This window comes from Bacillus sp. JFL15 (genome assembly GCF_001184225.1).
GTDB lineage: Bacteria > Bacillota > Bacilli > Bacillales > Bacillaceae > Bacillus > Bacillus siamensis.
The window spans coordinates 909,426-927,594 of the sequence record NZ_KQ236689.1 but is presented as its reverse complement, the minus strand read 5'-3'; the positions used below and the strand labels follow the sequence as shown (position 1 = coordinate 927,594).

Genomic DNA, 18,169 nt, shown 5'->3' with positions numbered 1-18,169 from the left:
TTCGCAAGCCGCATTTTCATTGTCGCGGAACGCTCCATTTGCTAAAATAAAGCGTATCGCACACATGAACGGTTTTTGCGGAGAGAGGAGGATAAGGCATGCCAAAAGGATCAGGCAAAGTATTATCACAAAACAAAAAAGCAAACCATGATTACTTTATAGAAGAAACCTATGAAACAGGCATCGTGCTGCAGGGGACGGAGATTAAGTCCATCCGCGCCGGCCGCGTAAACATGAAGGATTCCTTTGCGAAAATCGAGCGCGGCGAAGTGTTCCTCCATAACATGCACATCAGCCCGTACGAGCAGGGAAACCGCTATAACCACGACCCGCTCCGGACGAGAAAGCTTTTGATGCACAGGAAAGAAATCAACAAGCTGATCGGCCTGACGAAAGAGAAAGGCTATTCCCTCGTGCCGCTGAAGCTGTACTTGAAAAACGGCTTTGCCAAAGTGTTAATCGGCCTCGGAAAAGGGAAGAAAACATACGATAAACGCGAAGATTTAAAACGAAAAGACGCCAAAAGAGAAATCGAAAGAGCGTTCAGAGACAGACAAAAAGGCTTCTGATGCCTGAGCCTTGATGTGATGACTGCCCTATGCTATACTGTTCACACATCAGATTCACAGGCTGTTTATTGAAGACATTCCCAATTGAATTTGTCTGTGATCATGATATAATAACAGTACAGCCAGTTGAGCAAGAGCTTGATAGATCTCCCGTATACCCTTAACAAGGGGACGTTACGGATTCGACAGGGATGGATCGAGCTTGAGCTGCGAGCCGAGAGGCGATCTCGTTAACACGCACCTAAATATAACTGGCAAAACTAAAAGTTTTAACCAAAACTTAGCACTAGCTGCCTAATAAACGCAGCGAGCTCTTCCTGACATTGCCTATGTGTCCGTGAAGAGCACATCCAAGTAGGCTACGCTTGCGTTCCCGTCTGAGAACGTAAGAAGAGACTGACAGACTAGCTCTCGGAAGGCCCGCCCGCAGGCACGAAGACGAGTGAAACACGAAATATGCAGGCTACGCTCGTAGACGCTTAAGTAATCGATGTTTCTGGACGTGGGTTCGACTCCCACCGTCTCCATACATAACGCCAAAACCGCAGTGTTATCAAGGCTTCTGAAGCTTTCGATGGCACTGCGGTAACATTTTGGTAACACTTTTTAAAATTCTTCGTTTTCCATGTGGTCTACAATTTCCCTTTGTGCTGAAGGATAAAGGTGACTGTATGTGTTTAAAGTTTCTGCCACGTTTTTGTGACCTAGCCTCTGAGCAATGATGAGCGGGTTGCTTTTTTTATGGATTAAATAAGATGCATGGGAATGTCTGAATTCATGAATCAGAATTCTTTTAACACCAGACAGTTTTATGTATTTTTCATACCGTCTATCTATGGTGCTGGTTGCAATGCTGTCATAGAATGAACCAAAAACTCGATAATCTGGTTTGACTGGCGCTGTTTCCTCCGCGCTTTTTTTTATGTCCTTTAATAAGTCCATGACTTTTTGAGGCATCATAATTATTCTGATAGATGATTTTGTTTTAGGCTTGGTAACCTCCCGGTTATATTCTGTTTTATTTATGTCGATCAAATTGTTTTCAAAATCGACGTCGGCCCAGTTCAATGCCAACAATTCACCTTTTCGCGCCCCGCTGAAATATAAAGTCGAGAAAAAGGCTTTATATAAATTGTCGTCAACTACAGAAATAAACCTTTTAAATTCATCGAATTCCCAATAATTAAACCGTTTGTTTACTTCCATTTCAAAATTCCCGGCAACCTTTGCGGGGTTGTTTTTTGTATTATGGAACTTAATCGAGAAATTGAATACCGCCGAAAGTGTTGAATGAATCTTTTTTAGAAAGTCCGGGGAATATAAATCAATAATTTTGTTTTGATATAGCATTACTTTTTTAGGTGTGATTGATTCGATTTTAGTATTTCCAAACTCTTTGATCAGGTGATTGAATAAAATGTTCTTGATTACGTTGATGGATGATGTTTTTCGTCTCGCTTTGTACCATGTGAAATATGTTTCAGCAGCTTCTGAAAATGTAATTGATGAACCCTGTTCTTCATAGCTTACCAACATTTTTCTTTCTGCATCTTTTGCTGCCTTTTTTGTTTTAAAACCACGCCGTTTCACTTGTTTAAGAGATCCATCATTCTGAGGTACACGGCATACAAAATAAAACGTCTTCTTATTTTCTTCTGGATAAACAGGCATACGTTCCCTCCTTACCGTAGGACAAATGAACTCAGTTTTACTTTATAAGATAGCATGTGATCCTTTCTTTGAAAAGAATATGAGGTGAAATATCATGTTAAAAAGGTATGAATACTTATACTTTTAATTACATATATGGTATAATTAAGTATTGAAAGAATTTTTTTCTTTAGAAATATTGCAAAATTCTAAATTTTATCGCCACCGTTCGACAAAATTCTCTTTGTGATTATGTTAAATTTGAGTTGAAAAGGTGATCATATGGGAACAATTGCAGCCAGAGATATAAGAGTTCATCTAAAAGAAATGATTAAATCATCCGACGAAAAGCAAAATCTGATAGCTACTAAAATCGGGATAAGCGAAGGATATTTGAGTAAATTTCTCAGTGGAAAAGAAATAAACTTTTGGATGGTTCGAGAGATCGTAAAGTATCTTGACCCAGAGAATGAAACCGAATTGATGGAACGGCATTGTTTAAGCGGAGTGAAGAAGAAGAATTATGCTTCTGCTTTAGAATATTGTTATGCAAAACGGCTTTTTTCGGTCGTTGAATCGTTGATTAAAAATCAGATAGCCCGAGATGGAAAATCTGACTTATGGTCAAAAATCTATAGATTCATCCTTGATTTTCGATTATCTGATGGAAATATAGAGTACATTGAAAACCTTAAAGAACTAAAATCAAATTCGGATGAAACAAAGGTGTTACTATATATCTTAGAGATGTACGGTAATTTTTATAATGGCAGGTTTGAGATAACTCTATATCAAATAGAATCTATTAAAATCTTGATTTCTGAGTTGAGTGATCCATTCTTAAAAATGGCTTATTCGGCCCGCGTTGAAGAAGTTTTAGTTAATATCTATTTGAAACAGAAAAACAATGTTAATAAGGCGAGGGAAGTAGCTCACTCGCTTTTGGAAAAGAATCTTAGTGTCAATCTAAATATGACAGCGTTATACATATTGGCTTTATCCTATGTATATGAATCCTATTCTGCATCCTATCACTACTACATGGAAGTCATAACGTTACTCAGGAAATTCCCTGACAGAGAAGACGAATTGATACAGAATAAAGAAGAAATAGCAATACTCCAGCGTTACTGGGACAAAGAAATATCAGAAGATTTTTGTGTCACTGAATTTGCAAAAGCATTGGCAGAAAAGAAAGTCCTCAATAAATTTTATAAACATGAGACATACAAAAAATACGCTTTATTGTTTGATGGTAAGAAAGAGGAATCTTCAGAGAAATTACTGTTATCTCTTTATTTTTTTTCACAGCAACAAGACCAATTCAGGGCAACACTTCCAAAAATACACTTGATAAAATTAGGTTTTAATTTTAATATGTAGTATCAGGAGGTGTTGCAAATGAGAAAAATGCTATTAACTCTATCCCTAGTGTTCGGTATACTGGCTCTTTCTTATACCAATGTGAGTTTTACTCATACAGCAAAAGGCGAATTTCAAACTGCCGAGATTAGAGTAGGAGCATAAATCATTGCCACCTGAAAAGTATATAATCTTTTAAAAAAAGACGCTGCCGTAACGGGCAACGTCTTTCGTACTTTTCGGGGATATTTCCTGTTTTCAAAAAAAACGAAAACAGGAAATTCTTGAAAAAGTGTTTATTTTGAAATTGATATTAAATATAATGGGAACAAGCGTTCTTTTTGAAAGGGGAAACATCATGCACATTTCATATGAAAACATCATCGGGAATTTGAAAAAGGAAATTGAAAAGGAGAAAAATGCAGACACAAAAAAACTGAAAGTTGGTTAATCTAGGTCTTTCAAATGCCGTTCTTTTAATTCCCTTAATTCTTTCAAATAGTTTATAACCATTTGTAATTCTTCTTCTGTAATCTTGCTTCCGTTATCATGAACAATATTTAACTTTTTAAGGTCATCTATCGTGATACTCTTTTGAGCGAGAAGTTGCTTTTCAGGTTCTGAGTATTTTTTCAAACTCTCTTCATCAAAAAACAAGTATGATTTATGAACGCCTAAATAATCAGCGATATTTTCTATAACCTGCATTGATGGTTGTTGTATATTTCTTTCAATGCGCGAAAGATAACTTTGCGTAATTCCTATTGAAGCAGCCATTTCTTCTATGGTTCTCTTCTTCTCTTTTCTAAGGCGACGTATAGCTTCCCCTAATTTTAGATTTTCCATAACAAACACCCGCTTTTTTTAAAAATAACCCTCTTACCTATAGGTAATTATATCACAGGGTATTCCTCACAAGAAATTTTTTTTGGAAAACTCTTGTATAAAAAATCCCTCTGTGGTAACCTAAAAATATACCTGACAGGAATTAAAAAGGGTGTGATTGAAATATTTCGTCTTAATGAATTTGGACAAATGATTAAGGAATTAAGAAAAAAACGTAAAATGACACAAAATGATTTTGCTCAATTACTTGGATTTACTGCTTCTTATATCTCTCGTATAGAGAGCGGGAAAGCAAATCCAACGTTAAAGGCTATTGAACAAATGGAAGAAAAGTTACGTATAAGAATTTTTTTTGAGTATCAATAGTCCTGTCAGGTATATTTTAGGGGGGAGGTAATAATTTTGTATCTGAATCTTTTTATCGCTCGCAAAGAAAAACGAAAATCGCAAAATGATGTAGCTCAATATCTAAACATTAACAAGCAGACTTATTACCTGAAAGAAAAGGGAGTAAGTGATTTTACAATCACAGAAGGTCAAAAATTAGCTGTTTACTTTGGCCGTACCTTGGATGAGTTATTTCAAAAATCATAAGTGGGGAGGATATTAATTTATGGAACAACTTCTTAATGTTAGTCTGTCTATTCCCATTCCAGCTGATAAAGTCCTTATCAGCAAAGTAGAACTGCAAGAACTAAGGGATCAATCACTATCGGGGGTTTATTGGAACATGAAAGACCTTGAAAAAAAGATAGGACGTAAAAGCGAATGGATCAAGGAAAACATTTTATATCCAAGTCGTTTCCGATGCTTTTTAGATTCCGCAAATGGAGGTTTTGTTTTTTATCCACAGACTAAGGGGCAAAGCTGGAGCTTTCAGGCACCTAAAATGGCTGCCTTTTTAGATAAACACTTTGCTGAGATTTTCAACAAATAACGGAAAGGAGAATACATGTGTTTTTAGAAAGCCGCGTCCGGCTGCATAATCAAATTCACGTAATTATAAGCGAGTCTGTTAATACTCACGAAAAGGCAATTGCCGAACTAAAAGCTCAAGGCGGCACCTGCCTGTCTGATCAATGTCAGCAAAACACCCTCGGCTCTGTAATCGTAAACGGCAAACGGTCTGTATGGTCTTTGACGAAGGCAGAGACCGCAACGCAAGGAGGGAGAAACAATGGCTAAATATCGCCACGTAAGAACCGAATTTTGGCAAGATCCGAAAGTGCTTGAGGAAATGACACCAGAAGATAGGTACTTTTATCTGTATCTATTGACGAATCCATTCACCTCACAAATAGGCATTTACTCGATCACCAAGAAGCAAATGGCTTTTGATATTGGACACTCTATTGAGTCCATAAACAGCCTTATGGATCGGTTTCAGCATCATCATCATTTGGTCGAATACAATCCGGGTACCCGAGAAATTGCCATTTTAAAATGGGGGCGTTACAACCTCAATAAAGCCGGGAAGCCTATGCTGGATTGCATAGAAAAAGAGTTACGAGAGGTAAAGGATCGTTCACTAATCGAATTGGTTTATCCGCATATACCGAACGAGTCTATCAGGGAACTGTTTTCACGATACGTTGACGATACGTGTCACGATACGTCGACGTCAAGGGGACAAAAAGAAAAAGAAAAAGAAAAAGAAAAAGAAAAGAATATATATGTCCCCAAATTGAAATTTGAGGACATCCACATGAATTTGGCAAAGCTCTTATTTTCTCTTATTCAGCGGAACAACCCAAAAGCGAAGGTCCCTAACCTTGACAAATGGGCTAATCGTTTTCGCTTGATGATGGAGAACAGAGAGCAGCCGCGAACATACGAAGAAATTAAAGACATGATCATATGGACGCAAAACCATGACTTTTGGTTTGCGAATATCTTATCAGCTGATAAGCTCAATCAAAAATTCGATGACCTTACTATGCAAATGAAACGCGAACGGGGGAATGGACCACATGGAGGACTTCACAAAGGAGCAGGCAGCAGCAGTAGAGGGCGAAATATCTCGCAGGATGATATTCCATACTGACAAGCACGGCAACCCCATTTACTGTGACAAACACACTCGAATAATAGGCGGAGAAGAAAAACCGTATCCAGTTCAGCTCATGAAACTTTGGAACGGCTCTGTAAAGTGTCCTATGTGCGAAAGGGAGCAACGCAATAAGGAGATTGAGCAAGAAGCTGAGGTTTGGCGCCGCCAGGTAGAGAGAAGGGTTCTTTCTACACACTCACTCATTGCCGATCCAACTCTGGAAAAGGCAACGTTTGAAACATATCACTGTTACAACCAGGAGGATGAACAGAACAAACGCCGGATGCTTGAACTGGTTGATCAGATCAAAGCGGGTGTAATCATGAACATATTTATAACCGGTGTGTCCAATGCCGGCAAAAGTCATCTGGCAATATCAGCACTTAAAGAACTGAACAAAAAGAGTCAAGAAGCATATGCAAAATCAGCTCTTTTTGTTAATAGTGACGCACTCATGCGGCGCATAAAAAATTCTTTCAACGATGATTCTGAAAAACTTACGGAGTCCAAGGCGATCGAACTGCTCACACGAGTCGATTATCTTGTCATCGACGACTTGGGGAGTGAAGTGGGCGACACAGATAACGAGAAAAGGACAGCCCCTGATTTCATTCAGAGGGTCTGGTATGGGATCTCTACTGGAAGGCAAGGCAAGGTGACGATTGTAACAACAAACCTCACAGGATTGGCTTTAGCAAAGCTTTATGACAAAAAGACCGTCAACCGCCTTACGGCCCATCTTGAAAAAATTGAGTTTGAAGAGGCGCAAAAAGGCAAAGGCCGCAAGACACCGGCTTCACTGGTTTAAGGAGGTGAAAACAGTTGATACAAGCAATCATGCCCGGCGTGCTGCAGATCGTCCCTGAACGCAAATTAACGGATGACCAGCGCAAAAAAGAAATAGACGAGCTTATCAAGGTTCTTGATCAAAAAATAGCAGACTATCAGAACTTTAGGGGGAATGCAGTGTGAAACACGGGAAGCGCCCGACGCGCGCACAGAAAAATGTCATTAAGGCAAACGGCTTAAACCCGAATAACTGGCTTGTAAGCAAAAATCTGCAGCATGAACACCGTCTTATTATCGTCCATCGGAATACAGGAACGGTCCGGAGGTGTTGGGCATGAGTCAGGCGGTCAATGCTGAACCGTTCGAACTGGCTTTGGAGGATATGAATTATGAATGGTCAATGGTCCAGCTAAAAAAGGTCGTTCAATACTGGCATGATGGGAAATCAATTCTTGATATGTCGGAATTATTAAACAGAGATTCGGATGAAATCATTTTGCTGGTCATGGACTTTGCAAGAAAAAACATCCTGCCCGCCCGTAAAAACGGCTTACGCGCTAACAAAAGAATTAGAATATCCGAGAAAACGATGAAAGATAAAATGTACCGACTACGCTATTTGTTTGAAGAAAGCCCGGTGTATATCCCTTTTCAGGAGCTAAACTTCATGTTTTATGACAGTGAAATCAGGCGTTTCCGGGAGCTATGGGAGGCAGATGAGTCTTATCTCAACATAGCAAAAGAGCTGAAACGGAATGAAGATGAAACGTTATTCCTTATCATCGACCAAGCAAAAAGAGACCTCATTGAGCCTCGGGAATCCGGCTTGCTCGGAAAGGAAGCGTCAGAAGATGAACGCAACAAGCAAAAGCTTCCGTTTTGAAAAAGCAACGGTCCAGCAACTTATGGTCATCGTGCGTTATGAAGACTGCGCCCCGGAGGTACGGAACGCGGCTTTACAAATGCTGATTATGAAGGGAGTGGCAGACGTTTGGGACAGGCAGAACGAAAGCATTTAATGGAATGGCTATTGCTTATCGGCTCTTATGGCAGAGATTTTTTAAACCGCCAGACAGATGAAGAGCTTGAGCGCTTATATAATCTTCAAATCAAAGGCATGAATAAAGAATAGGAGGACAGCACCATGACAGAAAACAAAAACTTGCGTCGGCACGGAGAAGTTACAACACGGGTGATGAGCGAAGAGGAACGCGTTGAGTATATAAAAAAACACCCAATCATTCCGACGGAAAAACCAAAGGTTGGCATACAGCTATTCCCGTCAAACTATTGGATGTAAGGACGGCCGCTAAAGCAACCGCCACCGTATGGTAAATAAAACCTAGACACTTTTATTATACCATACGGAGGCTTTGAACATGCAGCCAAAACATATATCACTCAATCAAAATACAAGTGTTTCTCAATTTATTGAGCCGGGGAAGGTGTCTGTCATCGTGTTAGACGGCAACCAAAACGCCGCATATGTCGTTGAGGCACCGGAACACGGTAAAACAATCATTCAAACAGTAAAAGGCGGTCTGGCTCGTTGTGATTACGAGATCGGCCATAAATTCAATTAGCAGGGGTTTTCCCCTGCGGGGGAGGAACGGAAAATGTATCGAAACGAAATTGCCCGCAAGTGTGAACGCTGCGGAAAAATATATTATTCAGCTCATTGGGTTGTATGTAAAACATGTCTTTTAGACCGGGAGGCCTGGGCATGAAAGAATTCAAAATCAATTTGTCAAAAGGTGAGGTTTTATATACCGGCTCTTACATTTGCACCCTTTCAAAAACGCCAGCCAGTACACCGGAGCAAATCTCTTTGGAAGCAGCAGCCGAAAAGCTCGCGGAAGAGTTAATCATGCAGCAGGCTATGAATCGGGAGCATCAGCGGCAGCAGGAAATCGCGGTCAATCAGTTTCGGCAGGCTCAAGAAGAGATTAAGCGGCTTACAAAAGAGAACGAAGAACTAAAAATAAAGGTCGAGGAACAGAAAGAAGAAAGCGGAATGAATGATACTTATATGGTATATGACACGCAAAGCGAAGATGTACAATTCCACGGCACAATGAAAAGCGCGGGAAAAGATTTTGAGTGCGCTATGGATGAATTAGATAACGGGGAAACAGCTTATATTTTTAAAGTGATCAAAGAGTTTACACCGAAGGGGGAAGTAGAATGATGCCTTTACAAGTAGTTCTCCAGCGGAACGTGAAGGCCACGAAGGACGAAGCAATGACCGTCGAGCAGGCAGCCGAGCTTTTAAAGGTCCACCCGGACTACATCCCAACGCTTGTCGCTCGGTCTGACGATCTGAAAATGATCGGCGATACCATTATCGCTAAACGGGATAAAACAAATATCTGGCTGGTCGGGGCATGCGTGGGGCTCATCTTCTTCACTATCTCCGTGTTGCCGAATTTGATCGGAGGTTAAGGGATGGCGCGCTCACCGTTAATCTGGTTTGGCGGCAAAGGTCGATACGCCGATCACATCATAAATAAAATGCCCGGCCATAAGGTGTACGTCGAGCCTTTCGGCGGCGCGGCTCATGTCATAGCGAATAAGCCGCAAATGGGACATGAAGTGTATAACGACATTGACGGCCATGTGGTGAATTTCTTGATGCAAGTCAGAAAGGATCCGCAGGCCATGCAGCAGGCTTGCGAATCCATTCCGTACAGCCGGGCGCTCTATGAGAAATGGAAAACTGAAGATTACCCGCAAAATGATTTTGACCGGGCTGTCAGATGGTTTTATATGAATCGCTCCGGCATTAGTAAGGGGAACGCGGAGGAAGTACCGCAGACAGGCTGGAGGCATAGCACACAAAGCGGGCAGAACCCTGCTGGCGGATACATAAGCGCCTGCGCTGCCTTCGAGTCTTTCGCCAACCGCATGAAGGGCGTCATGATCGAATGTAAGGATTTTCGCAACATCATTGAGAAATACGATAGCCCGGATACTCTGTTTTATGTGGATCCGCCATATGTTGGGCGCGAGCGGTTTTATGCTGGCGGCTTTACTGAAGAGGACCACCGGGAACTGGCCCGGCTGCTTAATCAGGTCAAAGGAAAAGTGGTTCTTTCTTATTACGATGATCCTTTGATACTCGAGATCTATCCGAACTGGGAGTCAGAAACCTTTTCTGCATACAAACAGGTTGTCGGCGGATCCGGAAAAAGCCGCGGAGCTGAAGAATTATTGCTGTTCAACTATAAGATCACTCAACTCAGCTTGTTTGATTCGGTGGTCCGGTCATGATCGAATACCATTGCCCGGACTGCGATTACACCTAGACTGATATAAAATCAGCCCGAAGGCGTTTTTAAGATAGAAAAAGCAACCTAAAATAAGATTGCTTTTTCTAGACATTAATTGTAAACATTACCAGCGAAGTTCACAGGGTAACTACCAAGATTGGTAACCCTAACATAATAGCTATCTGTAACTTTTATATTAGAGCTGGTAAAGGATAAAGTAGGCCAAGTACGTCCATCATTTGCTTTAACTTCACCATAATAACTGACTTGAGACACAGTTGTACCTGTAGATGCATTTTTTAGTTCGTACTTAAGATAAGCAGCTGCGTTTGCCCTTTCGGATTCTTGCCACCCTTTATAATTTGTTCCAGTGTTATTTGAGAGGGTAAACACTTTTGAGTCTATATAATCTTTGCTTGAACCATTAGCTTCTAGTCTGCCACCTACATATACAACACTTGCAGTTATTGATGCTTTTCCATTTGTGGTGAAAATAGAACTCACTTGTGGTGTGTTTGTAAGTGGTGCGATTTGTTCTTTACTGTCTAAATTTGCGGCACTTGCAATTGAGCCTGATCCTAAAATTGCTGAAGTTAATAATGTAGTCGTTACTAACTTTTTAAAATTCATTATCAACACTCCCTTAGTTTTTTTGATACACCTAAAGAATTCGTCCTAGATTAAAAATAACCTTGTAAATAAGTGTTAATAATTTATGAACAAAGAAAGGCCGTGTAAAAGGTCAGTTTAACGAAAGGGGAACAATAATGAAAAAACTATTTGAATCAATCATCCTATCAGCAGTATTACTTACGGGAGCGGCGGCCGTTGCGCCGTCTGCTTCCGCGGAATGGTCCGGCTGGCAAAATGAATCCGGGTACAGCGGCCGGGTGTTTACGGATGCTGCGACATACACGACCGGCGCCTCAACGGTCGACTGGAAAGCCGAGAAAAAAGGAGCAGAAACACTTTATTACACGGCCGGCGTATACAAGAAACGCAGCGGCGGCGGGCTGACTGATACGAATTTAGTACAGCGGGGCAGCTTCAAAACGGCAACGCCTCTGAAATCATTCAACGTGAAAACGATCTGGAATAAGACCGGAAAGGGAACCTATGTCATCCAGCTTGACTGCTATTCTGATTCCGGTAAGCGGAACTACATTGGAACATCTGAATCAGCAAAATTTTACGTGAAGTAATCAAAAATCAATATGTCCAAGACGGAGAGCCTGCGGACACTGATCATTGCACAGAATCACTGTGCTCTGGTTGGTGTCCGTTTTTTATTTGAACGGAGGGACGGTATGAAGAAGAGGAAGGAAAAGCCCAATAAAAACGCTCAGGAGCAATCAGAGCGCTTTTGGCGGCAAATGATGGGGCAAGACAGGCAAACACTAAAAAGAGGCAAAGGTGGGGCGTTAAAGCGTAAATAAGAGGGGGATCATTGTGAGAGATTTACTTTTCAGCTATAAAAGTACACTAAAACAAACAAAAGCAATGTATAAGCCACTTGCGGAAGCAAATGAAAGCGACCTTCCTGTTGCTGGTATAAGAGATAAAAAGAATCTCAGAAATATGATTTCTGATCTCGAATGGACAATCGACTGGCTTGAAAGTGGGAGGCAACCCGGGTCACGTCGCTCAATAGATCGCAGAGCCTCATATCAAAGGACTATGTTCATTGATCCTAAGATAATGGAAGTCTTCTCAAATGATTTTTCTATTCTGCCAGAGCAAACCGGATCAGTTACGGAGGAAGAGCAGAAAATAATTAATGATTGTCTCGGCAAACTTACGAATCGCGAAAAGGAAATTTTTCTTTTGCATATTGTAGAAGGTTTTTCTTATGAACGTATTAGCGCACTGCTCGGTATTGCAAAAGGAACTGTTCAAACAACAATTAACCGTTCACGAATGAAGATTGCAAGATACATTAATTCAAATATTAAAGGTGCACAGGGGGGAAAGAAATGAATCAATTGACATTAAATATTCCTCAAATTGACGAAGAAGCAACGAGAATGAAAGCAGAAAAGCTGCTCGAACAATATCGGATGTACTTGCTACAAGTGCCGGAGGATTTTTTGCCGAAAGTGACCGCAACATATAGCCTTGTCCCTCCCAGCTTTTCGAATGAATTTCATTCATCCACCGAAGACGCAGCATTAAAACGCATGGATTGGGAGATTGAAAGGGACCGGTTTTTAAAGAGAATACAAAGAGCGGTTAACCGGCTTTCTCAAAAAGAGCGGCAAATACTTGTCATGCTCTACATGCAGAATGAAGAGATGTATGATTATGAAGTCTATGGAGAAATGAGAATCAGCCAGCGCAGTTACTACCGGACGAAAGCAAAAGCATTTTACCGGTTGGCATTTGCTCTTCGCGTGGAAGTCTATAAGGACGGGGGCGCGCCGGAATGAATTTTGTTCAGCCGATAAGAGATCCGGAATGCATTTTCTATATCAAACGGTTTCTAAAAAAACAGAGTGAGCGGAATCACATGCTATTTGTCACCGGGATAAACTCAGGGCTTCGCATATCAGATATACTGGAACTGAGGGTAAGGGACGCCAAGCGGCCGTATTTCAATCTTATAGAGAAGAAAACCAAAAAGAAAAAGAGAATTGACATGACGCCGGTTCTTCAAAGGGAATTAAAAGCATATATTGAGGGGAAGGAAGATCATGAATATCTTTTCAAAAGCCGCGAAGGGATCAACAAGCCCATTTCCCGGTCGATGGCTTATAAGATTCTGAGGGCTGCTGCTGAGTATGTCAATTTAGATGATATAGGCACGCACACGCTGAGGAAAACATTCGGGTACCATTTTTACAAGCAAACAAAAGACGTTGCCATGCTGCAGGAGATTTTTAATCACTCAGATCAGCGGACAACCCTTCGATACATTGGAATCAATCAGGATGCCATGAACAACGCCATGAAGAAATTCAAGATATAACAGGCTCATCTCATAAACAAGATGAGTCTTTTTTTGCATATTTTTATTGATTCTCTTCAAAAAGCAAACGTGGAATTCATTTTAGGGATATTGTTTGAAAACACGGATGGCAAGGGCTGACGGCACTTCTGGCAGTTGCACAGTATATAACATATGGGTAATTCGTGGATAATGTGGATAAATGGAAAAATATGAGCTATTATGTCATTAGAAAGGGGAGAATTATATGTCACTCGATATTGAAAGAGTTTTGGGAGAATTAGAGGAAGATGAAAAGGAAATTCGCAAAAATATAAAAACTGTTAATTTTTTGCGAGAAAAACAAGTAGAAGCTGTTGAAAATCTTTTAAAAGAGTATGACAAAATAATGTTATGGTACGTGAATAAACAAATAGCTTTTACTCATCCAAACCTAAGAGGGAAGGCGTTTAGTCATATAGGCGGTCCGATAGTTGGTTATGATGAGCAAGAAGAGAAGCTATTTATTTATAATTATCACCATAAAAGATTTGAAGCGGTGAACATTCATAAAAGATCAGACGCTAAAACTAAGAATATGCGTATTCTAATTGACCAAGGTTACTTCAATGATATTGTTGCGGGTATAAAGCACACACTATTTCACCAAAAAGAAGTTCTAAAAGCACAAAAAAATCTGATAGATACATTAGAAGCCCAATTAAACAATTGTTAATTTTGGCACACTTATGGCAGAATAACGGCACACCATTTTGTTTTAGATAAGGTATTATGGTAATAGGTAATAAACAGGCAGGCGCTTTCCCAATCGGGAGGGCGCTTTTTCTATTGGAGGGATAATATGAGCGGCATTGGAAAACCGTCTTTCGAAGAAGTAAAACAATGGGTAATGCTTGATCCATGTGGAAACGGAATAATGTCTATGTCTATCTTGCAACGGTGGTTCAGAATCGGTTATGTGAATGCTGCAACACTTATGGAGCGGTTGGAAGAGGAAGGTATTGTTTCTCCGTGGGATGGTTCTAAACCGAGAACAATATTAAAACAAGATTAATCACTAATAGAAACATGTACTAAATATTCATTATAAAGATTAGCGCCGTCTAATAAGGGGGCGCTTTTTATATTCTCTGTAAACTGCGTCCGGTAAATCTCAAGATAGACAATCGGCGGTTAACGGCTTGAGTGCGGGGGCAGTTTAGAAAGAATATGAAGGAGGATGAACAGACTTGAGAATTCCAGTTGTTAAAACGGATGTACCTCTTGATAGAGGAGCAAAAGAGAAATTGCGCATGGAAATTGAAAAGGCAGTTAAAACAGGCATCGTAATTCTTGATGGAGGGTTAGACATTGCAATGATTGAAGTTGAAGACTCCAACATTGTTAATGAAACGTTTATAGAAGCGAAGACTTTCTCTCCCGCTCAAGGCGAGACAGAAGCTGTTGAATATATTGGCGGGCCGATAATTGGCAGTTGTGTCTCGGAAGGAGTGCTAAATCACAAAGAACCAGAACCTTTAAAGACATCGAAAGCAACGCCTTTGCTACAGATTGAGCTTGATGACATTACTTCCGTTCCGCGTGTTTTATATAAAGGCGAAGAAATAAAGAATAAAGTCCGTGTAGATTTCTCTTATCTTACTGGGGATGAGTATGGGATCAAACCGATTTATATTGACATTGTTGCTCATAGAGAAGATGGATCAGTAAGACCAATTAGCCATAACCTAGGTGCAATAAGCATAAATGAAAAAAGGCTCAAGTGATGTTTTCTTTCTATTAAATCATTGAGGAGGAATAACAATGAATGTAAAGGTTACAAAGGATAAGGCTTCATGCCTCTGAAGCCTCTAAGGATATGCGCTACTCGCGGATGCTCCAGTCTCACCCGTGACCGGTACTGTGATACACACAAGACACAACAACAAGAAGAAACAAAACATTACAACAAACATTCAAGAAACAAAACAATAACAAGTTTTTATAAATCAACTGAATGGAAACGAACAAGACAACTTGCTTTGATAAGAGACAATTATCTCTGTCAGCATTGTTTGAGAGATCATTGCTTCACTCCGGCTGACATGGTGCATCACATCGTGGAAGTAAAGAAAGATTGGTCGAAACGATTGGACATAAAGAACCTTGAAAGCTTGTGTAACGCCTGTCACAACAAGGCTCACGGCAGTAAGGGCAAGTGACCCTCCCCCCCTAACAAATCTCTGGAAGGGAAACGAACGGAGAACGGCGATCCCCCTTCTGCAAACAAACACCGCTTTTCAAAGTTCCGGAAACAGCAGAAAGCCCCCTCAGCAAATTTGCCGAGAGGGCTTGGTACGACTGGTTTTGTTGTTGATTTCATCATATCACGATTGGTGAAAAAAACAAGTGAAAAATGCAATTTTTTTGACATGAAATGAGGTGAGAACATGCCGAGGCCTGCAAAATCCGCGACGCTTCAATTGATACAGGGCAACCCAAATAAAAAGAATACGGAAGAGCTGGCCGCCCGGGCTGAGCACGAGAAAAAGCTGAAAATGCGATCCGATAATATAAAACCGCCTACGTGGTTGGATAAAGTCGGAAAAAAAGAATTCAAACGAGTTGCTGCTTTACTGGCTGAGGTCGAGATCATCACGGAAGCGGACATCAGCATGTTGGCCGCCTACTGCAACGCCTACTCTCAGTATATATCTATATCAAAAGTGATTGAAGAAGACGGGATTATGGTCCATACAGAAGGCGAGGATGAAGAGGGAAATCCTATCAAGTTAATAGGGGAAGAACATCCTTTATTAAAGCGGCAAAAAAACTATTATGATCAGATGAAATCGGCTGCTAATGACTTCGGCCTGACTCCGTCTGCCCGGGCTAAGCTTGCTATCACTCGTACACAGGAAGAACGGGAGAAAACAGCTGCAGAAAAGGAGTTTAAAAATGTATGAATACAATCAAACAATTTCTACTTGATTACTCACGCGATGTGATATCGGGTGAGATTGTGGCATGCGAAAAACACATATGGGCTTGCCAGCGTTTTTTAAATGATGTGAGTAGGGAAGGCACAAGGGAATTCCCATATGTGTTTGATGACGAAAAAGCTCGTCGGTTCCTTTACTGGATGACACAATTTAAACATACGAAAGGGCCATTACAGGGTGAAAATATTGTTCCTGAACCTATTCAGATTTTCATCTTTGGTAATGTGTACGGATGGGTGCATAAGGATACCGGCTACCGCCGATTTAAAAAGGTATATTGGCAGGTCGGCCGTAAAAACACCAAAACCCAGAGCCTGGCCTGTGTTGGTTCCTATGAGACAATGGCCAACGATGAGTATATGTCCGAGGTATACATTGGGGCTACAAAAACTGAACAAGCAAAAATCTGTTGGAATGAAATTAAGGCGCAGATCATGCAAAGCGACCTTTTGAACAAGCCAGAAAAAAAATATCGGATTGCATATGGGAAAATTGAGCACCCCAAAACACAGTCGAAAATTGAGGCGCTTTCTAAAGATGCCGGGAAGACCGGAGACGGGTTTAACCCGCAATGCGGCATCATAGACGAATACCATGCTCATAAAACCTCAGAAATTTATGACGTCCTGGCTTCTGGTATGGCCGCCCGCGCCCAGCCATTAATGTTAATTATTACGACGGCCGGCTTTGAATTAAATAATCCTGCTTATCGTGTGGAATATGACTACGTGTCTCGTATACTGGACCCGAATAAGGTCGAACAGAACGAGCAATATTTTGTAATGGTCAATGAGCTTGATAAAGGCGATGACGTCAAAGATGAAAAGAACTGGATTAAAGCGAATCCGATTGTTGCTGCCAATGAGCACGGTTTGAATTATTTACGTGGGGAATTGGAGGTCGCGCTTGCTGTCCCGGAGAAAATGAGAAATTTCATGACAAAAAACATGAACATCTGGGTAAACATGCGAGAAAACGGCTATATGGATATGCAGGCTTGGGCTGACTGCGGTTCTGACAAAACTCCGGATCTGAAAAACAGGGAGTGTTACGTCGGTATCGACTTGTCAAAAACAATCGACTTAACTGCAGCATCTTTTGTTTTTCCTTTGGATGATGGGCGGGTTGCTGTGGAAAGCCACGGCTTTATGCCGGAGGATACTTTTTTTGAGCGAATGAAAACCGACAACGTCCCGTATGACACATGGAAAGATAGGGGATGGCTTACGACAACTGACGGCGCTGTTGTTGATTATGATTACATCAGGGCTTACATCAAAAAGATGGAGCAGGAAAACGGCTGGCGTATCAAAGAAATTGGATATGATCCATACAATGCGACGCAGTTTGCTCAGCAGATGGAGGCGGACGGGTATGTAATGATTGAAATTCGTCAGGGTGTTGCTACTCTATCGGAACCGACTAAAGGCTTCAGAGCTAAGGTGAAATCAAAAAAAGTCATTCATCCGAAAAATTCACTGCTAACTTGGGCGATGGGGAACGCAGTAACCAAAGTAGATGCTCAAGAGAATATCATGCTGGATAAATCCAAATCAACACAACGGATTGATCCTGTAGCCGCATTGATTAATGCTTATGTACGAGCTTCTCAAACTGATAATGAAGTAGACCTGAACTCATATATCAAATCAGCGTCATTCTCTTTCTAAGGGCGGTGTAATCGTGAAAAAAATATTCGCATTCTTGCT

General features: G+C 40.9%; 32 protein-coding genes and 1 other RNA gene. 30 read left to right on the top strand and 3 right to left on the bottom strand.

Features of this window, described 5'->3' with window-relative positions; translation table 11 throughout:
- Positions 1 to 98 precede the first annotated feature (98 nt).
- Positions 99 to 569: an SsrA-binding protein gene (smpB, locus tag AD710_RS04680; RefSeq protein WP_003151688.1), complete on the top strand. Its 471-nt coding sequence runs from the start codon at positions 99 to 101 to the stop codon at positions 567 to 569.
- A 167-nt stretch (positions 570 to 736) separates the two neighbouring features.
- Positions 737 to 1,099: a transfer-messenger RNA gene (ssrA, locus tag AD710_RS18960) on the top strand.
- Between the two features lie 76 nt (positions 1,100 to 1,175).
- Here ssrA and AD710_RS04675 read toward each other — a convergent pair.
- Positions 1,176 to 2,240, bottom strand: a complete 1,065-nt coding sequence (locus AD710_RS04675; RefSeq protein ID WP_047936209.1) for a tyrosine-type recombinase/integrase — start codon at positions 2,238 to 2,240, stop codon at positions 1,176 to 1,178.
- Between the two features lie 261 nt (positions 2,241 to 2,501).
- Here AD710_RS04675 and AD710_RS04670 point away from each other — a divergent pair, with 261 nt between their 5' ends.
- Positions 2,502 to 3,602, top strand: coding sequence for an AimR family lysis-lysogeny pheromone receptor (locus tag AD710_RS04670; protein WP_049627412.1), 1,101 nt, complete (start codon positions 2,502 to 2,504; stop codon positions 3,600 to 3,602).
- A gap of 18 nt (positions 3,603 to 3,620) precedes the next feature.
- On the top strand, positions 3,621 to 3,746 hold the full coding sequence (locus AD710_RS20185; RefSeq protein ID WP_254900092.1) for a hypothetical protein: 126 nt from the start codon (positions 3,621 to 3,623) through the stop codon (positions 3,744 to 3,746).
- 282 nt (positions 3,747 to 4,028) lie between these two features.
- On the opposite strand, the gene AD710_RS04665 is transcribed toward AD710_RS20185, so the two are convergent.
- On the bottom strand, positions 4,029 to 4,427 hold the full coding sequence (locus tag AD710_RS04665) for a helix-turn-helix domain-containing protein (RefSeq protein WP_047936207.1): 399 nt from the start codon (positions 4,425 to 4,427) through the stop codon (positions 4,029 to 4,031).
- Between the two features lie 153 nt (positions 4,428 to 4,580).
- Here AD710_RS04665 and AD710_RS04660 point away from each other — a divergent pair, with 153 nt between their 5' ends.
- The 15 genes from AD710_RS04660 to AD710_RS04610 all read left to right on the top strand — a co-directional run bounded on the left by AD710_RS04660 (position 4,581) and on the right by AD710_RS04610 (position 10,536).
- A complete protein-coding gene (locus AD710_RS04660) occupies positions 4,581 to 4,793 on the top strand; it encodes a helix-turn-helix domain-containing protein (RefSeq protein ID WP_231595042.1) in 213 nt (70 codons plus the stop codon).
- A gap of 36 nt (positions 4,794 to 4,829) precedes the next feature.
- Complete coding sequence (locus AD710_RS04655; protein WP_047936206.1) at positions 4,830 to 5,021, top strand: helix-turn-helix transcriptional regulator; 192 nt, start codon at positions 4,830 to 4,832, stop codon at positions 5,019 to 5,021.
- 19 nt (positions 5,022 to 5,040) lie between these two features.
- Entirely contained in the window at positions 5,041 to 5,364 is a 324-nt protein-coding gene (locus AD710_RS04650; RefSeq protein WP_049627411.1) for a DUF771 domain-containing protein, read from the top strand.
- A 17-nt stretch (positions 5,365 to 5,381) separates the two neighbouring features.
- The gene (locus AD710_RS04645; RefSeq protein ID WP_049627410.1) at positions 5,382 to 5,612 is read left to right on the top strand and encodes a hypothetical protein; all 231 of its coding nucleotides are present in this window, start codon (positions 5,382 to 5,384) and stop codon (positions 5,610 to 5,612) included.
- Positions 5,605 to 6,471, top strand: a complete 867-nt coding sequence (locus AD710_RS04640; RefSeq protein WP_049627409.1) for a hypothetical protein — start codon at positions 5,605 to 5,607, stop codon at positions 6,469 to 6,471. The genes AD710_RS04645 and AD710_RS04640 overlap by 8 nt, the downstream gene beginning before the upstream one ends.
- Entirely contained in the window at positions 6,455 to 7,285 is an 831-nt protein-coding gene (locus tag AD710_RS04635; RefSeq protein ID WP_049627408.1) for an ATP-binding protein, read from the top strand. The genes AD710_RS04640 and AD710_RS04635 overlap by 17 nt, the downstream gene beginning before the upstream one ends.
- Positions 7,286 to 7,299: 14 nt before the next feature.
- Complete coding sequence (locus AD710_RS19780; RefSeq protein WP_024085441.1) at positions 7,300 to 7,449, top strand: hypothetical protein; 150 nt, start codon at positions 7,300 to 7,302, stop codon at positions 7,447 to 7,449.
- Positions 7,446 to 7,604, top strand: a complete 159-nt coding sequence (locus tag AD710_RS19775) for a DUF6906 family protein (RefSeq protein ID WP_015387915.1) — start codon at positions 7,446 to 7,448, stop codon at positions 7,602 to 7,604. Before AD710_RS19780 ends, AD710_RS19775 begins: the two co-directional genes overlap by 4 nt.
- On the top strand, positions 7,601 to 8,149 hold the full coding sequence (locus AD710_RS04630; protein WP_049627407.1) for a hypothetical protein: 549 nt from the start codon (positions 7,601 to 7,603) through the stop codon (positions 8,147 to 8,149). Before AD710_RS19775 ends, AD710_RS04630 begins: the two co-directional genes overlap by 4 nt.
- Before the next feature lie 108 nt (positions 8,150 to 8,257).
- Positions 8,258 to 8,398, top strand: a complete 141-nt coding sequence (locus AD710_RS19490) for a BH0509 family protein (protein WP_015387918.1) — start codon at positions 8,258 to 8,260, stop codon at positions 8,396 to 8,398.
- 12 nt (positions 8,399 to 8,410) lie between these two features.
- Entirely contained in the window at positions 8,411 to 8,566 is a 156-nt protein-coding gene (locus AD710_RS19770) for a hypothetical protein (RefSeq protein ID WP_015387919.1), read from the top strand.
- Positions 8,567 to 8,645: 79 nt separating this feature from the next.
- A complete protein-coding gene (locus tag AD710_RS04625) occupies positions 8,646 to 8,849 on the top strand; it encodes an XtrA/YqaO family protein (protein ID WP_024085436.1) in 204 nt (67 codons plus the stop codon).
- Between the two features lie 140 nt (positions 8,850 to 8,989).
- Entirely contained in the window at positions 8,990 to 9,454 is a 465-nt protein-coding gene (locus tag AD710_RS04620; protein ID WP_156187153.1) for a hypothetical protein, read from the top strand.
- Positions 9,451 to 9,708 carry a hypothetical protein gene (locus AD710_RS04615; protein WP_049627406.1) on the top strand — a complete coding sequence of 86 codons (258 nt, stop codon included), beginning with the start codon at positions 9,451 to 9,453 and terminating at the stop codon, positions 9,706 to 9,708. Before AD710_RS04620 ends, AD710_RS04615 begins: the two co-directional genes overlap by 4 nt.
- A gap of 3 nt (positions 9,709 to 9,711) precedes the next feature.
- Positions 9,712 to 10,536: a DNA adenine methylase gene (locus tag AD710_RS04610; protein WP_049627405.1), complete on the top strand. Its 825-nt coding sequence runs from the start codon at positions 9,712 to 9,714 to the stop codon at positions 10,534 to 10,536.
- Between the two features lie 110 nt (positions 10,537 to 10,646).
- Here the strand turns inward: AD710_RS04610 and AD710_RS04605 are convergent, their stop codons facing one another.
- Positions 10,647 to 11,165, bottom strand: coding sequence for a hypothetical protein (locus tag AD710_RS04605; protein WP_049627404.1), 519 nt, complete (start codon positions 11,163 to 11,165; stop codon positions 10,647 to 10,649).
- Between the two features lie 137 nt (positions 11,166 to 11,302).
- Here AD710_RS04605 and AD710_RS04600 point away from each other — a divergent pair, with 137 nt between their 5' ends.
- The 11 genes from AD710_RS04600 to AD710_RS04560 all read left to right on the top strand — a co-directional run bounded on the left by AD710_RS04600 (position 11,303) and on the right by AD710_RS04560 (position 18,130).
- Positions 11,303 to 11,737 carry a hypothetical protein gene (locus AD710_RS04600; protein WP_049627403.1) on the top strand — a complete coding sequence of 145 codons (435 nt, stop codon included), beginning with the start codon at positions 11,303 to 11,305 and terminating at the stop codon, positions 11,735 to 11,737.
- Positions 11,738 to 11,842: 105 nt separating this feature from the next.
- Positions 11,843 to 11,971, top strand: coding sequence for a hypothetical protein (locus tag AD710_RS20180; RefSeq protein ID WP_256890668.1), 129 nt, complete (start codon positions 11,843 to 11,845; stop codon positions 11,969 to 11,971).
- A 13-nt stretch (positions 11,972 to 11,984) separates the two neighbouring features.
- Positions 11,985 to 12,512 carry a sigma-70 family RNA polymerase sigma factor gene (locus AD710_RS04595; protein ID WP_049627402.1) on the top strand — a complete coding sequence of 176 codons (528 nt, stop codon included), beginning with the start codon at positions 11,985 to 11,987 and terminating at the stop codon, positions 12,510 to 12,512.
- Complete coding sequence (locus AD710_RS04590) at positions 12,509 to 12,961, top strand: ArpU family phage packaging/lysis transcriptional regulator (RefSeq protein WP_049627401.1); 453 nt, start codon at positions 12,509 to 12,511, stop codon at positions 12,959 to 12,961. Before AD710_RS04595 ends, AD710_RS04590 begins: the two co-directional genes overlap by 4 nt.
- Positions 12,958 to 13,500, top strand: coding sequence for a tyrosine-type recombinase/integrase (locus AD710_RS04585; protein ID WP_049627400.1), 543 nt, complete (start codon positions 12,958 to 12,960; stop codon positions 13,498 to 13,500). The genes AD710_RS04590 and AD710_RS04585 overlap by 4 nt, the downstream gene beginning before the upstream one ends.
- Before the next feature lie 226 nt (positions 13,501 to 13,726).
- Entirely contained in the window at positions 13,727 to 14,194 is a 468-nt protein-coding gene (locus AD710_RS04580) for a hypothetical protein (protein WP_049627399.1), read from the top strand.
- A 126-nt stretch (positions 14,195 to 14,320) separates the two neighbouring features.
- Positions 14,321 to 14,533 (top strand): DNA translocase FtsK, encoded by a 213-nt coding sequence (locus AD710_RS04575; protein ID WP_049627398.1) that lies wholly within the window; start codon positions 14,321 to 14,323, stop codon positions 14,531 to 14,533.
- 175 nt (positions 14,534 to 14,708) lie between these two features.
- Positions 14,709 to 15,245, top strand: coding sequence for a hypothetical protein (locus AD710_RS19955; RefSeq protein WP_231595041.1), 537 nt, complete (start codon positions 14,709 to 14,711; stop codon positions 15,243 to 15,245).
- 69 nt (positions 15,246 to 15,314) lie between these two features.
- On the top strand, positions 15,315 to 15,680 hold the full coding sequence (locus tag AD710_RS18955; RefSeq protein ID WP_046559950.1) for an HNH endonuclease: 366 nt from the start codon (positions 15,315 to 15,317) through the stop codon (positions 15,678 to 15,680).
- Between the two features lie 228 nt (positions 15,681 to 15,908).
- Entirely contained in the window at positions 15,909 to 16,424 is a 516-nt protein-coding gene (locus AD710_RS04565; protein ID WP_014418488.1) for a phage terminase small subunit P27 family, read from the top strand.
- Positions 16,421 to 18,130, top strand: a complete 1,710-nt coding sequence (locus AD710_RS04560) for a terminase large subunit (protein ID WP_014418487.1) — start codon at positions 16,421 to 16,423, stop codon at positions 18,128 to 18,130. Before AD710_RS04565 ends, AD710_RS04560 begins: the two co-directional genes overlap by 4 nt.
- Positions 18,131 to 18,169: the final 39 nt, after the last annotated feature.